The organism is Bacillus arachidis (assembly GCF_030285945.1).
Taxonomy (GTDB): Bacteria; Bacillota; Bacilli; order Bacillales; family Bacillaceae_G; genus Bacillus_A; species Bacillus_A arachidis.
Genome location: NZ_CP127376.1, coordinates 3951182 through 3967006 on the forward strand (window position 1 = coordinate 3951182; position 15825 = coordinate 3967006).

Consider the following 15825-nt stretch of genomic DNA (forward strand, 5'->3'; position numbering starts at 1 on the left):
ATCCTTCCAGTTATAAAGATGGAACGGATGCTATCCACACTCGTTTTTGTTCCGGCTCTTCTATATGTTTCACAGTCTCTTCTTGTACCTCTAAATCAAAAATCTTTGCAAATAAAGCAAGCTTTTCTACAGCCTCTTCTTCAGTAGCCAACTCTTTTGCTACTAAAATTGGATCTTTCAACATTTGGTTAATAATACTTTTTGTATGCTTACTAATCACTTTTCTCTCACGATCACTAAGCGTTGGAATTTTTCTTTCAAGACTTTGCATCGTCTCACTTTGAATTGCTAGCGCTTTATCACGAAGAGCTGATATTAACGGAACAACACCAAGTGTATTTAACCACGCCTTAAATATAACGATTTCCTCTTCAATCATAAGTTGAATTTTTTCCGCCTCTTTTAAACGCTCAGCACGATTCGCTTCTACTACACCTTGCAGGTCATCAATATCGTATAAGAACGAACCTTCTAACTCATCAATTGCGGGATCAATATCACGAGGTACTGCAATATCAACCATAAATAGTGGACGACCTGAGCGCATACGCTCCACTCGTGTCATCATTTCTTTCGTGATTACATAGTCAGACGCCCCAGTTGAACTAATTAAAATGTCCGCTTCCAATAATGCACACTGCAATTCACTTAACGGCTTCGCATGCCCCATATACTTCTCGGCCATTGTTTCCGCTTTCGTAAGTGTGCGGTTAATTACCGTTACCTTATGAGCCCCGCTTCCGTATAAGTTTTGTAGTGCAAGTTCACCCATTTTTCCAGCACCAAGAATTAGCACGTGACAATCTGTTAAATCACCAAAAATTTTCTTTCCAAGCTCAACAGCTGCATAACTAACAGACATTGCACTTTCACCAATTGTTGTTTCTGAATGAGCGCGCTTTGCTAATGTAATGACTTGTTTAAACAATTCATTAAAAACTGTCCCTGTTGCTTTTACCTCTTGTGCCTCTAAGAAGCTATTTCGAATTTGACCTAAAATTTGCGTTTCACCAACTACCATAGAATCTAATCCGCACGTTACACGGAATAAATGTTCAATCGCACCATCTTGTTCAAAAATAGACAAGTATGGTGAAATTTCTTCTATCTCAAGCTGAAACCAATCAGCTAAAAATTTCTTAATGTAATATCGTCCCGTGTGTAATTGATCGACGACAGCATAGATTTCTGTGCGGTTACACGTTGATACAATGACGTTTTCTAACACGCTCTTTTGATTTTGTAATGTTGTCATTGCCTGCTCTAACTCTGCTGCCTGAAATGTTAGTTTCTCACGAAATTCTACAGGGGCTGTTCGATAATTTACACCAACAACAAGAATATGCACGCAGCATGTCCCCCTTCAACCTTTTTATCACTTTATCTACTATCATAATACAACTTTCCTGTTATGAATCTGACAATCGTGTGAACATCGACAAATTATTTTTCTGATTTTCACACCTAGTAAGAAATACGTTACTCAGCTAACTATATAAATACAAATTGAAAAACCGACATAAAAACCTAACCTTTAGGTGGGTGAGAGCATCCGGCCATGCATAGAAGCAATCAGAATCTCTTTCTAATACCAAGTAAAAACAAAAGAGCAAGCAAGTAAAGATCATCTTTTGTCCTTTATAGTAGCAACTTATATGTTGGAAAATCAAAATGTATGTACATCTTACTTTATAATCATTATAAAATAACAACTCTATTTGTACGTTACCAAAAAAATTTCTCAGAATCAAGTGATGGAAACTATTCCATAGGAAATAGAAAAACTATCTTTGTTTATCTTCTTTCATCATACAGAAAAATATGTATGATTGTTCCAAAATGTAACAAATTATTTCATATTGCACACGACGTATGCCCGTATTCAAAAGCAACTAGAGGAAATATTGAAGTCACATTAAACGTACTGTAAGAGGATGTTCAAAAAGTCCGGTAAAGATAGCTTTCGCATTTCTTCGCACTCTATATCTTCCCTTTTGAACCTGTACTAAGTAAACAAAAAAACGTGCGACAAATCGTCACACGTTTTTTGTTTTTGTAAATTTATGAATTGCTTTCCACGCCTCTTCTTTTCCAAGTCCTGTTTCTGAAGAAAATAGAACGACTTCATCGCCAGCCTCGATATCAAGCGTTTCCTTTACAACTTTCAAATGCTTTTGCCATTTCCCTTTCGGAATTTTATCAGCTTTCGTTGCGATAATAATCGTTGGGATTTCATAATGCTTTAAGAAATCATACATCATGACATCATCGTTTGTTGGCGGATGACGTAAATCAACTACTAATACAGCCGCATCTAATTGCTCACGCGTTGTAAAGTATGTTTCGATCATTTTACCCCATGCCGCTCGCTCTGATTTCGATACTTTCGCATATCCATAACCAGGCACATCAACAAAGTGCATCATTTCATTAATTAAGAAAAAGTTAAGTGTTTGCGTTTTTCCTGGTTTAGAAGAAATACGTACTAACTTTTTACGATTTAAAATTTTATTAATGAAGGAAGACTTCCCAACATTAGAACGACCTGCTAATGCAATTTCCGGTAAGTCGCTATCTGGATATTGTTCTGGTTTAACAGCACTAATGACAATATCTGCTTTTGTTACTTTCATTGTTTCACTCCTACTAATGCGTGCTCCAATACTTCATCTAAATGAGACACAAGCACAAACGTAAGGTTTTCTTTTACGCTTTCTGGAATATCATCTAAATCTTTTTCATTTTCGGCTGGCAAAATAATTTTTGTTAAGCCCGCGCGGTGAGCACTTAATGTTTTTTCTTTCAAACCACCAATTGGTAATACACGACCACGTAGCGTAATTTCTCCGGTCATCCCTACTTCCTTACTTACAGGTACACCTGTTAGTGCAGAAATTAGAGCTGTTGCCATCGTAATACCTGCTGATGGACCATCCTTCGGAACTGCTCCTTCTGGAACGTGAATATGGATGTCATTCTTTTCGTGGAAATCTGGATCAATATGAAGTTCTTCTGCACGAGAGCGAATATAACTAAATGCAGCCTGTGCGGATTCTTTCATAACATCCCCAAGTTTCCCTGTTAAAATTAATTTCCCTTTTCCTGGTGAAACAGATACTTCAATTGCCAATGTATCACCGCCAGCAGCTGTATACGCTAAACCAGTTGCCATTCCAACTTGGTCTTTCGTTTCAGCTTGCCCATAACGGAATATATGTTTCCCAAGTAAGTCTGTAATATTTTTTTCCGTTACAACAATACGTTTACGCTCTTCTGTAACAATGATTTTTGCCGCTTTACGACAAACCTTTGCAATTTGACGCTCTAGCGTACGAACACCCGCTTCACGTGTATAATAACGAATAATTTCAAGAAGTGCTTCATCACGAATTTGTAAATTTCCTTTTCGCAAACCGTGTTCTGTTAATTGCTTCGGTAATAAATGTTCACGAGCAATATGCACTTTTTCAATCTCTGTATAACCAGCAATCGAAATAATTTCCATACGATCAAGAAGCGGGCCTGGAATGCTCGCAAGTGTATTTGCCGTTGCAACAAACATTACTTTAGATAAGTCATAAGGCTCTTCAATATAATGATCGCTAAAGTTGTGGTTTTGTTCTGGATCTAATACTTCAAGTAACGCAGCGGATGGATCACCACGGAAATCATTGGACATCTTATCAATCTCATCTAATAAAAAGACTGGATTGATTGTTTTCGCTTTCTTCATCCCTTGAATAATACGGCCCGGCATTGCTCCAACGTATGTACGACGGTGACCACGAATTTCAGATTCGTCACGAACACCACCAAGAGAGACACGGACAAAATTACGATTTAACGATGTTGCAATAGAACGTGCTAAAGATGTTTTTCCAACACCTGGAGGGCCAACTAAGCAAAGAATCGGTCCTTTTAAAGAATTGGTTAGCTTTTGAACAGCTAAATACTCTAGCACACGCTCTTTCACCTTTTCAAGACCGTAATGATCTCTATTTAAAATTGTTTCAGAATGTGCTAAGTCAATCATATCTTCTGTTGCTTCTGTCCACGGAAGTGCTAATAACCAATCTAGATAATTGTGAATAACACCGCTCTCTGCAGAACTTGCTGGTAACTTTTCATAACGATCTAATTCTTTTAAAGCGGTTTTTTTCGTCTCTTCCGGCATTCCTGCCTCTTCGATTTTTTCACGAAGTTCTTCTACTTCGCCACCTTTACCTTCTTTATCACCAAGCTCGGTTTGAATTGCCTTCATTTGTTCACGCAAGAAATATTCTTTTTGCGTACGCTCCATTGAACGTTTCACTTTTTGTCCAATTTTCTTTTCTAAACTAAGTAGTTCTTGTTCATCTTGAATAATGGAAATAAGTGTATGTAATCTTTCTTTTACTGATATAATTTCTAAAATATCTTGCTTTTGCTTTGTCTTAATTGGTAAATGGGAAGAAATTAAATCAGCTAAGCGACCTGGTTCTTCCACATCTGCTACTGTTGCAAATGTTTCATTCGATATTTTTTTCGAAACTTTAATATATTGCTCGAAATGTTCTAGCAACGTGCGCATAAGAGCTTTTTCCTCTAGAGTGCCCTCTTCTTCTTCTGTTACTGTTTGAATCGAAACTTTTACTACATCTTCTTCTTCAATAAATTCTACTATTTCTGCTCTATGTAAACCTTCTACAAGGACACGAAGCGTACCGTTTGGCAACTTTAACATCTGCTTTACTTTCGCTACTGTACCCACACTATATATGTCATCTTCTTTTGGATCATCGATATTCATTTCTTTTTGCATTGCTAAAAAGATGATATTTTCATCCATTGCTGCCTGCTCTAGTGCTTGTATCGATTTATCACGTCCTACATCAAGATGCAGAACCATCGTTGGATATACGAGAACGCCTCTTAATGGTAGGAGGGGCACAATTCTTTCGTTCGTATTCATACTAGACATAGCACCTCCATAATAAATTAAACTCCTGTTCAACTATTTTATATTACAATACACCTTGATGCAATTACAGAGATTCCTTGCAATTGCAAATCTCCTGTTTTTGCTCTCCATAAAAGAAAAAAGGGACCTCGCTTAAGCATACAAACTTAAACGAAGTCTGGCAAATATTATATGTTCTATTTCGCATTTACCCAAAAAGAAATCACGTCTTAGAATCCTATTTCATTTTACATCGATTGCACATCACCTTCATCTAGCTTGCGATGCACATCGATTTCACGATGTAAATTTTCCTGAACGAATGTTAACGCAAAAACTTCTGTTAGTTTTCGAACAGGAATAATCTCAATACCCTTTATCGTATATAGAAATGGCTGCATGTTTTCAGCAGGAATGATAACTTTTTTTGCTCCTGCCTTTTTCGCTGCTTTCACTTTTGCATATACGCCGCCTACTGGTTTGACTTCTCCATGAATGCTTATTTCTCCAGTCATCGCTATTTCATTATTCACATACAATTGATGAAGCGCTGAATATACCCCTGTTGCCATTGCAATTCCTGCCGACGGCCCATCAATTGGAACACCACCAGGGAAATTAATATGTATATCGTACCCTTCTGGTAACAAGTCGAGAGAACGAAGAACTGTTAAAACATTGTCAACTGAGCCTTTCGCCATACTTTTACGACGAATTGATTTCGTTTGATTACCAATGCTTTCTTCTTCCACAATTCCTGTAACATTTATCGTACCTTTGTCCGTAGCTGGAATTGCCGTTACTTCGATTTCTAATAGTGCCCCTGTATTCGGTCCATATACTGCAAGACCATTTACAAGACCAATCTTTGGAATTGGATAAATATGCTTTTCATATTTCGGAGTAAGCTGACTAGAATGAACGACCCATTCAATATCCTCATCTTTAATAAATGAGCGTCCCTCATTTATTGCCATCCCTGCAGAAATTTGTACAAGATTAATGGCCTCTCTTCCATTTCTTGCATACATTCCGATCAGTTCAATACCTTGCTCTCCAATTTCCATCTTTACTTTTTCAGCCGCATTCTTTGCTACTTTTTGAATTTCTTCCGTATCAAGTTCACGGAAGAAAACCTCTAAACAACGAGAACGAATGGCAGGAGGAATTTCTTCCGGAGAACGAGTTGTTGCTCCAACTAAGCGAAAATCTGCTGGTAATCCTTTTTGAAAAATATCATGTATGTATGTTGGAATCATTGAATTTTCTTCACTATAGTATGCACTTTCCAAAAACACTTTGCGATCTTCCAATACTTTTAACATTTTATTCATCTGGATTGGATGCAATTCACCAATTTCGTCAATAAATAAAATGCCGCCATGCGCATCTGTTACAGCACCTTTTTTCGGCTGAGGAATTCCCGCCTGTCCCATTGCACCTGCACCTTGATAAATGGGATCATGCACTGATCCTATTAACGGATCAGCAATGCCACGTTCATCAAAGCGAGCGGTTGTTGCATCCAGTTCAATAAATGTTGCATTCATACGGAATGGAGATTTTTGATTTTTCTTTGCTTCTTCTAACACCAGACGTGCTGCCGCTGTTTTTCCGACTCCAGGAGGCCCATATATAATGACATGCTGTGGGTTTGGTCCACAAAGTGCTGCCTTTAATGATTTAATCCCATCCTCTTGCCCAACAATATCTAAAAAAGACGTAGGACGTACTTTTTCAGCAAGCGGCTCTGTCAAAGAAATCTCGCGCATCTTGCGAAGTTGTTCTAATTCTTTTTTCGATTCTCGATCAATTGAAACTTTTTGTGTTCGCTGGTTTTTGAGCAAATGCCAAAAATACAATCCGACAATTACACCAAAAACAAGTTGAACAAGTAAGAATATATTTGTCCAGCTCATAATTCATTTCCTCCCGCTATGTTTTACCATTTAGTATTTCCTGGGAGGAAAGGTGCTAAACATAATAAGAAACAGCAATTATAAAAATTGCTGTTTCTCTTTTTCACTATGCAGATGTCTTTGTATCAAGTACAGTACCGTCTTGTAACACCAATTTTGGCGGTGCATTGTCCACTACTGTTTCTTTTGTAAGAATACACTTCTCGATATCTTTACGAGATGGAAGCTCGAACATTACATCTAGCATTAAGCCTTCAATAATAGAGCGAAGTCCACGGGCACCTGTTTTACGTTCAATTGCTTTTTTCGCAATTTCAATCAGTGCTCCTTCTTCAAATTCCAACTCAACATCGTCAAGCTCCAATAATTTTTGGAACTGTTTTACAAGCGCATTTTTCGGTTTTGTTAAAATATCAACAAGAGCACCTTCATCAAGTGGTTCTAGGTTCGCAATAACTGGAAGACGACCAATAAATTCTGGAATTAAACCAAAGCGTAAAAGGTCTTCTGGTAATACGTGAGATAAAACATGCTTTTCATTTACATCAGCATTTTTCTTCTCTGAACCAAATCCAATTACTTTTTCACCAAGGCGACGTTTAATAATTGGCTCAATGCCATCAAACGCACCACCACAAATGAATAAGATATTCGTTGTATCAATTTGAATAAACTCTTGATGCGGATGTTTACGGCCACCTTGAGGCGGTACACTTGCTACAGTACCTTCTAAAATTTTCAGAAGTGCCTGCTGTACCCCTTCACCAGATACATCACGTGTAATTGATGGATTTTCTGACTTACGTGCCACTTTATCAATCTCATCAATATAAATGATTCCTTTTTCCGCTTTCTCCACATCGTAATCAGCTGCTTGGATAAGTTTTAGTAAAATGTTTTCTACATCTTCACCTACATATCCAGCTTCTGTTAGAGATGTTGCATCTGCGATTGCAAATGGAACATTTAAAATACGCGCTAACGTTTGAGCTAGTAATGTTTTACCACTACCTGTTGGCCCGATAAGGGCGATATTACTCTTCGCTAATTCTACATCATCAATTTTGCTGTTAGAATTGATGCGTTTGTAATGATTATATACCGCTACCGCTAATGCTTTCTTCGCATTATCTTGTCCGATGACATACTCATCTAAGATTTCACGAATCTCTACCGGTTTCGGTACATCTTTGAATTCTACTTCTTCGTCCTTCGCAAGTTCCTCTTGCACAATCTCTGTACAAAGCTCAATACATTCATCACAAATGTAAACACCTGGACCAGCAACAAGCTTTCGGACTTGCGTTTGTGTTTTACCACAGAAAGAACATTTTAATTGTCCTTTTTCATCATTAAATTTAAACATATTTTCACACCCCTTACAAAGTGCTAATCTCTTGCCCTCGTATGTACACGATAAATGTATCGTATGTAAATACATATTATGTCACTACGTGGCGAGAAATACAAATAATATGACTAGTTATGTACAAATAAAAAATTTTTAAAACTTTTGAAATATGTATATTCGACTTTAGAAGGATCATTTCCTTCTTCATCGAAAAGTTTTGTAAATATATTTATAGCTATATTTACAAAACAAGGCACGATCAAAAAATCGCGCCTTGTTATTTTATTATGCAGCTTTGCTGTTGTCTACTAAGAAGTCTACAGCTTTACGAACTTTAATGTCTTCAGATAAAGCATCTAAGCTTCCAAGAGCTTGTGTGATAGCGTCAACTGGCATGTTGTACATTGCAGCCATTTTTTCAACTTCTGCAGTTACTTCTTCTTCAGTAACTTCGATTTTTTCAGCTTCAATGATAGCTTCCAGAACAAGGTTGATTCTTACACGTTTTTGTGCATCTTCTTTCATTTGCTCTTTTAACTTGTCAGCATCAGTACCTGTGAATTGGTAGTAAAGCTCAAGGTTCATACCTTGTTGGCTTAAGCGTTGCTCGAATTCACGAACCATACGATCTAACTCAGTTTCAATCATAGCTTCTGGAATTTCGATTTCAGCGTTAGCAGCAGCTTTTTCTACTACTTCGTCACGAACTTTGTGCTCAGCTTCGTGCTTTTTGCCTTCTTCTAAGTTTGTGCGAAGTTTTGCTTTTAACTCATCAAGAGTTGCAACTTCTTCGTCTGCATCTTTAGCGAACTCATCATTTAAAGCAGGAAGTTCTTTTGCTTTAATTTCATGAACTGTTACTTTAAATGTTGCTGGTTTACCAGCAAGTTCTTCTGCATGGTACTCTTCTGGGAATGATACTTCAACATCTTTTGACTCGCCAGCTTTTAGACCAATTAATTGCTCTTCAAAACCTGGGATGAATGTACCAGAACCGATTGCTAGAGAGTAGTTCTCGCCTTTTCCGCCTTCGAATGCTTCGCCATCAACGAAACCTTCAAAGTCGATTACAGCTGTATCGCCGTTTTCAGCAGTACCTTCTTCTTTAACAACAAGCTCAGCTTGACGCTCTTGTAAAGATTTTAATTCGTTCTCTACATCTTCGTCAGTTACAGTTGTTTCAACTTTTTCTACTGCTAGTCCTTTGTATTCACCTAATTTTACTTCAGGTTTAACAGTAACTTTTGCAGTGAAGATTAAGTTTTCATTTTTCTCGAACTTCTCGATGTCGATTTCAGGATGAGCAACTGGGAAGATACCAGTTTCATCGATTGCTTCACCGTATGCTTTTGGTAAGATAATATCTAAAGCATCTTGGTATAAAGATTCCACACCAAAGCGTTGTTCGAATAACGGACGAGGCATTTTTCCTTTACGGAAACCAGGTACGTTAATTGTTTTTACTACTTTTTTGAACGCAGCGTCGATAGAGTTGTTTACTTCTTTAGCATCAACTTCAATTGTTAAAACGCCAACGTTACCTTCTAATTTTTCCCATTTTGCAGCCATTTATTCTTTCCCTCCAACTATAATAATGTATGCACATACCTCTACAGATTGAGTTTCCTATTATTTCTTTTTTAGAAACAATAAAAAGCATGAAAGCCAATTTATTCAGGCTTTCTAATCTTCTAGCAATAAGCCTTAAGACATGCGAGATCTCAATCTATTATTTGTCTATAAGACAAACACGGTATATTTTGTTCGAGAATAATATGAAACATATTAAGTAAGAGAATTGCACTTCTCTTCTCTTACAAACAGGCAGAACTCTGCCTTTTGCAACCCTTACATTATAACATAGAATATTCTCGTTTCAATAACTGAACGATTCTTTTTCATAATTATACGGGTAAATGCCCTTCCCTCTCCACGCGTAAAAACCATTGATAAGCAATATGAAACTCTTCAACAGTAATATTATACGCCGCCATAAGGGCCTCTTCATCGATGATCAATCCGAAACGTTTTCTCCCGATCCGCTCTAGAACAGCTGCCCACACTTCGTGCTTATCCATTAGTAATGGAAACGGAAAAATACTAGTTTGCATCTCTCTCCAATATGTAATAATTGCCTCAAATATATCTGGATGATCATTTTCTAATCGATTAGATAATATATGTATAACCCGCTTCGAACACTCATCATTATGACCCAAATGAGCTGGGATAACCATTATTTTTTCGCCAAATTTCTCTACTTCTATTTCTTCTTCTATACGCTTTTCTACCATTTTGTATATAATAGAAGTTTTTAAATACGGATGTCGCGTGCTATCAATAAGAAATTTCTGTAAAGCTGGCAAAGCTTTTTCGAGGTTCTTAATTGAAAGAGCATTAATTACCTGCAATTGCTGCCCAAAACTTTCCACAAATAGATTCTCCGAAAATTCTTCCAGATCAAAATCGGATTCTATCAGTGTTGTTTCATCGCCGTTTAGCATACTTTCCGCAAACTGGGCAAGCTGTGCTAATTTCTCTCTTTGCTCTACGGTCAATTCTTTCTTCTGCAAAACTTCTTCAACAGTTTCAATTACACCTACATAATCATTTGTTTGAACTAAAATTGTCACGTATGTTTCAAGAATATCCCCAAACAAAACTGTTCCTGTTTCAAGCAACTTCTCACATCGCTCTTTTGAATCTTCCATTCGCTTTAATTCTAATAAACAAATAACCGAAGCTAATTCTGTTTGTTCTGTTTCTCCATTATACTGACGTAATATTTCAAAACAGCGCAATGCATCCTCGAACTTCCGCTCCCGCAGCGCCATAAACCCTTGGTCAATATAACGCTCTGACAACTGTGGAAACAATACGACCGTATTTTCTTTTTTATCCATACGTCCGCCTCTTTTTTTAGATTTTAAATCTCTTCAAAGTAAATATAACAAATGACTGTTAAGAAAACAACTTTCCAAACACATTTGTTTGAAATATAAAAATATTTAACTTTTATGATTAAAATAAAAAATTCACACTAGAAAATCTTTATTATATAAAAAAAACCTCAGCAAATGACGCAGAGGATTTTCGCATTAATGGAAAGCTTTTATAATTGTAGGATATAAGAAAAGAGTAATCATTTGGAGAACAATAATTGTAACAACAATCATACTAAAAAAGAAGATCGGCTTACTTTGTTTCATAAGAAACATAATAATAAGCATAATGCAGATAAGTACACACATAAAAAATAAACTTGTAGTAGAACTCAGTATTCCGCTAGGAACAAATAACAATAGTATAACACTACAGATACCTATAATTCCGAATAACCATTCCATTCATCTACCCTTTCCCTCTCATAACCATTCTCTCTATGCCATTAAATGTTTTACAACATCAATTACATCTGTTAACTTCTCATATGCAACAAACCCAAAAGCTACCGTTAAAGCTGTTACAATTAATCCTTTCATGTTTTCTTCCTCCTCGTTTCATCTTTGTTACCTCTATTATAAAGAACTGACCAATTGTTACCATCGAACTTCCTTACACTTACCTTACAGAATTGTAAGATTACAAAATAAAACTTAAACACTCCTCTTTCAATCATGTTAAAATAATTTCATGCAATTCAGAATTCAAAAACTGAAGGGGATGATACCTATGTTCAAAAAAGTAGCTGCTGATGTTCTCGGATTAAGCGATGTAGGTTCTGTGATTACACCGAAAGATTACGATAAAGTCGATGCCGACGATTATGTTATGCATGAAGATGGTGAAAAGATTTATTTTCTCATTAAATCAAAATCAGATGAGTATTGTTTTACAAACAAAGGGTTAATTCACTTAGATGGCACGAGTGCCACGAGTAAAAAACGCACACTACGACGCTTTAGCTATAGCAAATATCAAATTAGAAATGTAACGTTAGAAACTGCTGGTACAATTGATTTAGATGTGGAAATTAAATTTCATATGGGGGATGAATATTACTCAATTGATGTTCATAAAAAGCACATCGAAGAGCTTAAAGACTTATATAAAGCACTTCACAAAATCGAGGAAATTTCCTATGAAAATGATATTACATTACAATACGCTCAAAAAAGCTTAGACATGGCTTCGAACACATTTAGCCGTATTACAAACGCCCAACTTAATTTAGCAGAGCAATTTAAAGAAATGAATCAAATTGCCTTCAACTGGCTTGTTGATACGAAAAAACAATATAACGTGAAAGATTATGGGTTTGTGTTTGAAAAATTTATTAACAACTAATTGGAAAACAAATAAAAGCGAAGAAGCCGTCCTAAAAGGTCGTTGAATATAGAAAATGAAAATAATCTACCATTAACGAGACGAAACGGACTTTATAGTAATAAACTGGAAAAACTATAGAGGTATAAAAAAATGGACAATAAACTTCACGAACTCAATAAACAAAAAAAACCGCTATTCGTCACTGTGTATGACCAACTATATAAATTAATTATGGATGGAACATTTCCTTTAGACAGTCAACTTCCAACAGAACCTGAATTGGCTAAAATCTTTGGTGTAAGCAGAATGACATTAAGACACGCGTTAGCACTTTTACAGGAAGATGGATTGGTTAAAAATATCCATGGAAAAGGAAATTTCATTACAAAATTTCATCATAATGAAAGTAGCGATGGCTTGGAGAAGTTGGGGAATCCCTTATATAAATGCTATACAGAAAAAATAGATGATATCGAACTTAATTTCCGAATTGACCTAGTAACGGACTATGCAATACAAGTATTAAATCAAGAGATGACCGCGGTGGTTGCATTGGAACGATGGTATAAAAATCACGATAAGATAGTAGCGTTTGCTTTTACCATGATGCCAATAGAAGCCGTTTCTAAATTAAACCTTGACTTGCATAACGAGAAGCAAGTATTGGAAATGTTGGAGGAGAAAGTATATGAACTTGCTAATTCCTCTACCATTGAAATTAAACGTTCTAATTCCGCCAATACTCCATCATTAAAATATCAAATTTTCCACGGGGAGGAATTTGATTTAATTTTAGAAAGTGTATATATCAGCGATAAATACCCTGTGGTTTATAATAAATACTATATACCAATAGAATTTAGTCAAATTAGGATTAAAACATCTAAATAACTGAATGAATAATTCATCATCTCTTATAAAGTTCTATATTTAATTTGGAAGCGATGTATTTCATACGAAATACATCGCTTTTTTTGTAACAAAAAAGACAAATTCCAAAAGAAAGATAGGTTGTGAACAAAGAAAAGGTATGATATCCTTTTCATTGTTCAGATGCGTACAAGCTTTTAGACAACTAGACAATATTGTATATTCAACAGAGTTATCATGCACAATCATGAAAGCGTAATCACTGAGTGAAATATTTTTTGGTTGTTCATGAAAACGTTTCCTTATTAACTTCGTAAAAAGGACAGGTATCCTTTTCATTATTAAGGCGCATACAAGTTTTTAGATAAACAGACAATATTATATAGTTCAAAGAATTATTATGCATCATCATGAAAACACAATCAAAAAGAAAGATGCTTTTGGTTGTTTATGAGAACGTTTCCTTTTAAGCACCATAAGAAGAAACGAACAAAAATGGGTACAACTGTGCACAAGGAACCCCCGCATATGAAACAAATGGTTTAGAAATTACTGAAACCATCTTTTTACAAAAGAATTAATTGGTAGTTAAAGGCCAAACAATCATGACTCAGAAAGACCATTCCCTAAATAACAAGAAGAGAGGAATATAACTATGTCTACAATAAGTGCAGATGTAAGCACGAAAAAAACGCAGGAATTTAGCGCTAAAAAAGCAGTACCTTTTACCTTACTGTTATTTCTATTATGTTTAGTAATTGACAATTCATTTAAGATTATTTCTGTTGATATGGCAAAGGATTTTCACATTTCAGCGACAACCGTTAGCTGGCAGGCAACATTAGCTGGTCTTGTGATTGGAATTGGGGCAGTCGTTTACGCTGCTTTAGCGGATTCTGTTAGTTTCAGAAAACTTTTTACCGTTGGGATCATTTTAATCTGCGTTGGTTCCGCTATGGGATATATTTTGCAACACTCGTTTATACTAGTTGTTATCTCACGTATTATCCAAACTGCCGGTTTAGCATCAGCTGAAACGTTATATGTAATATTCGTTACAAAGCATTTACCTGCAGATGAACAAAAGAAATTTTTAGGATTAAGTACAAGTAGTTTTGCTCTTTCACAGCTTATCGGGGCATTAACTGGAGGTTATGTTTCAACATACTTCCACTGGACAACTCTATTTTTAATTTCTTTAGTAACACTTTTCACTCTTCCTTTTATTTTAAAATATCTTCCTAAGGAAGAAGCGACAAACAGTCATGTAGATGTATTAGGATTATTTCTAGTAGGAACGATTTCAGCATCCCTACTACTATATATTACCGATTTCAATTGGATGTACCTTCTCTTGTTTATTGTTGCAATTGCCTTGTTCCTTACTTATATCAGCAAGAACTCAAAGGCTTTTATCGGTATATCCTTCTTTCAAAATAAACAGTTTATCTCATTGCTTGGCGTTGCTTTTATCATTTACTCTGTACAGTTAGCATATATTTTCTTATTTCCATTCTTGCTTGAAAAGATGTATGGTTTGAAACTAGATACCATTTCACTATTATTGATTCCTGGCTATATAGCAGCTACGATAGTCGGGGCTCTTTCTGGAAAAATTGCGAAGGTTATGGGAAGCAGGCAATGTATTACAATCGCTATGGTTAGCATTATGATCAGCTTGCTATTAGGCGGATTCTTTATAAAAACTTCTGTTATTGTATTCGTAATATCTATGGTTCTTTTCTCTAGTTCATTTGCATTCATGTATGCACCATTACTTGATTCTTGCATTTGTACGATTGAAAAAGAAAAAACAGGAACAGCAATCGGATTTTATAATTTAACACTTAATGTCGCTATGTCAATCGGAATTGCCTATACAGCCGCAATGATGGACCATTCTGCATTGAGAAAAAATTTCCTAGGGATTATAAACAATTCGGATGCTTCCATGTTTAGTAATATCCTATTTATCCTCGTACTCATTACCCTTTTCAGTTTATCTCTGTACTGGGTATTAGTGGGACGAAAAGCGACAAAATAGATTTATAATAACCTTAAAATAATTATTTCATGTGAGAACCCTAAGACCAAAATTTTAGGGTTCTTTTTTATTAAATAAAACCTCCAAACACTTCTTTTTTTAGTCGCAAAAAAACTCCCTAAATTATATTTAGGAAGTTGATTTCTTCAAAGGTAGAATCGTTTTATTATTACCTAAAAACACAAAACCGTTAAGTTCATAATGAACTTAACGGTTTTAAAAGACGTCCCAGGAGAGATTCGAACTCCCGACCGACGGCTTAGAAGGCCGTTGCTCTATCCTGCTGAGCTACTGGGACATGGAGCGGGTGAAGAGAATCGAACTCTCGACCAGAGCTTGGAAGGCTCTTGTTTTACCACTAAACTACACCCGCATATTTTGTTTTTATTTTTACTTAATATCTTATCGACAAGGTTTATTATATTTGCACACA

Annotated in this window: 11 protein-coding genes, 2 tRNA genes and 1 pseudogene; 4 read left to right on the forward strand and 10 right to left on the reverse strand. The window is 35.9% G+C overall.

Annotated features, from left to right (window positions below; genetic code table 11):
* Positions 1–10: 10 nt before the first annotated feature.
* Positions 11–1348, reverse strand: a complete 1338-nt coding sequence (gene hemA, locus QRY57_RS22015; RefSeq protein WP_286016092.1) for a glutamyl-tRNA reductase — start codon at positions 1346–1348, stop codon at positions 11–13.
* 507 nt (positions 1349–1855) lie between these two features.
* Here hemA and QRY57_RS27040 point away from each other — a divergent pair.
* Positions 1856–1930, forward strand: a pseudogene (locus QRY57_RS27040) (Organic hydroperoxide resistance protein OhrA); the annotation flags it as partial.
* Positions 1931–2036: 106 nt separating this feature from the next.
* On the opposite strand, the gene ysxC reads toward QRY57_RS27040, so the two are convergent.
* The 7 genes from ysxC to QRY57_RS22050 all read right to left on the reverse strand — a co-directional run bounded on the left by ysxC (position 2037) and on the right by QRY57_RS22050 (position 11556).
* Positions 2037–2633, reverse strand: coding sequence for a ribosome biogenesis GTP-binding protein YsxC (gene ysxC, locus QRY57_RS22020; RefSeq protein WP_286016093.1), 597 nt, complete (start codon positions 2631–2633; stop codon positions 2037–2039).
* Positions 2630–4960, reverse strand: coding sequence for an endopeptidase La (gene lon / locus QRY57_RS22025; protein WP_286016094.1), 2331 nt, complete (start codon positions 4958–4960; stop codon positions 2630–2632). The genes ysxC and lon overlap by 4 nt, the downstream gene beginning before the upstream one ends.
* A 227-nt stretch (positions 4961–5187) precedes the next feature.
* The gene (gene lonB / locus QRY57_RS22030) at positions 5188–6858 is read right to left on the reverse strand and encodes an ATP-dependent protease LonB (RefSeq protein ID WP_286016095.1); all 1671 of its coding nucleotides are present in this window, start codon (positions 6856–6858) and stop codon (positions 5188–5190) included.
* Positions 6859–6964: 106 nt separating this feature from the next.
* Entirely contained in the window at positions 6965–8224 is a 1260-nt protein-coding gene (gene clpX, locus QRY57_RS22035) for an ATP-dependent protease ATP-binding subunit ClpX (RefSeq protein WP_026593537.1), read from the reverse strand.
* A 270-nt stretch (positions 8225–8494) separates the two neighbouring features.
* Positions 8495–9778: a trigger factor gene (tig, locus tag QRY57_RS22040; protein ID WP_286016096.1), complete on the reverse strand. Its 1284-nt coding sequence runs from the start codon at positions 9776–9778 to the stop codon at positions 8495–8497.
* A 335-nt stretch (positions 9779–10113) separates the two neighbouring features.
* Complete coding sequence (locus tag QRY57_RS22045; protein WP_026593539.1) at positions 10114–11112, reverse strand: hypothetical protein; 999 nt, start codon at positions 11110–11112, stop codon at positions 10114–10116.
* Positions 11113–11307: 195 nt separating this feature from the next.
* Positions 11308–11556 (reverse strand): hypothetical protein, encoded by a 249-nt coding sequence (locus QRY57_RS22050; RefSeq protein ID WP_026593540.1) that lies wholly within the window; start codon positions 11554–11556, stop codon positions 11308–11310.
* A 325-nt stretch (positions 11557–11881) separates the two neighbouring features.
* Between QRY57_RS22050 and QRY57_RS22055 the strand changes: the two genes are divergently transcribed.
* From QRY57_RS22055 to QRY57_RS22065, 3 genes are all read left to right on the forward strand, one after another.
* Entirely contained in the window at positions 11882–12496 is a 615-nt protein-coding gene (locus tag QRY57_RS22055; protein WP_026593541.1) for a PH domain-containing protein, read from the forward strand.
* 132 nt (positions 12497–12628) lie between these two features.
* Positions 12629–13369 (forward strand): GntR family transcriptional regulator, encoded by a 741-nt coding sequence (locus tag QRY57_RS22060; protein WP_286016097.1) that lies wholly within the window; start codon positions 12629–12631, stop codon positions 13367–13369.
* A 634-nt stretch (positions 13370–14003) separates the two neighbouring features.
* The gene (locus QRY57_RS22065) at positions 14004–15392 is read left to right on the forward strand and encodes an MFS transporter (RefSeq protein ID WP_286016098.1); all 1389 of its coding nucleotides are present in this window, start codon (positions 14004–14006) and stop codon (positions 15390–15392) included.
* Between the two features lie 224 nt (positions 15393–15616).
* Here QRY57_RS22065 and QRY57_RS22070 read toward each other — a convergent pair.
* Positions 15617–15690, reverse strand: a tRNA-Arg gene (locus QRY57_RS22070).
* A 1-nt stretch (position 15691) separates the two neighbouring features.
* Positions 15692–15765 (reverse strand) — tRNA-Gly (locus tag QRY57_RS22075).
* Positions 15766–15825: the final 60 nt, after the last annotated feature.

Bases quoted from the DNA above. Each gene is read 5' to 3' on its own strand.
- ysxC (WP_286016093.1), bottom strand. From the start codon at position 2,633: ATGAAAGTAACAAAAGCAGATATTGTCATTAGTGCTGTTAAACCAGAA.
- lon (WP_286016094.1), bottom strand. From the start codon at position 4,960: ATGTCTAGTATGAATACGAACGAAAGAATTGTGCCCCTCCTACCATTA.
- lonB (WP_286016095.1), bottom strand. From the start codon at position 6,858: ATGAGCTGGACAAATATATTCTTACTTGTTCAACTTGTTTTTGGTGTA.
- clpX (WP_026593537.1), bottom strand. From the start codon at position 8,224: ATGTTTAAATTTAATGATGAAAAAGGACAATTAAAATGTTCTTTCTGT.
- tig (WP_286016096.1), bottom strand. From the start codon at position 9,778: ATGGCTGCAAAATGGGAAAAATTAGAAGGTAACGTTGGCGTTTTAACA.
- QRY57_RS22045 (WP_026593539.1), bottom strand. From the start codon at position 11,112: ATGGATAAAAAAGAAAATACGGTCGTATTGTTTCCACAGTTGTCAGAG.
- QRY57_RS22050 (WP_026593540.1), bottom strand. From the start codon at position 11,556: ATGGAATGGTTATTCGGAATTATAGGTATCTGTAGTGTTATACTATTG.
- QRY57_RS22055 (WP_026593541.1), top strand. From the start codon at position 11,882: ATGTTCAAAAAAGTAGCTGCTGATGTTCTCGGATTAAGCGATGTAGGT.
- QRY57_RS22060 (WP_286016097.1), top strand. From the start codon at position 12,629: ATGGACAATAAACTTCACGAACTCAATAAACAAAAAAAACCGCTATTC.
- QRY57_RS22065 (WP_286016098.1), top strand. From the start codon at position 14,004: ATGTCTACAATAAGTGCAGATGTAAGCACGAAAAAAACGCAGGAATTT.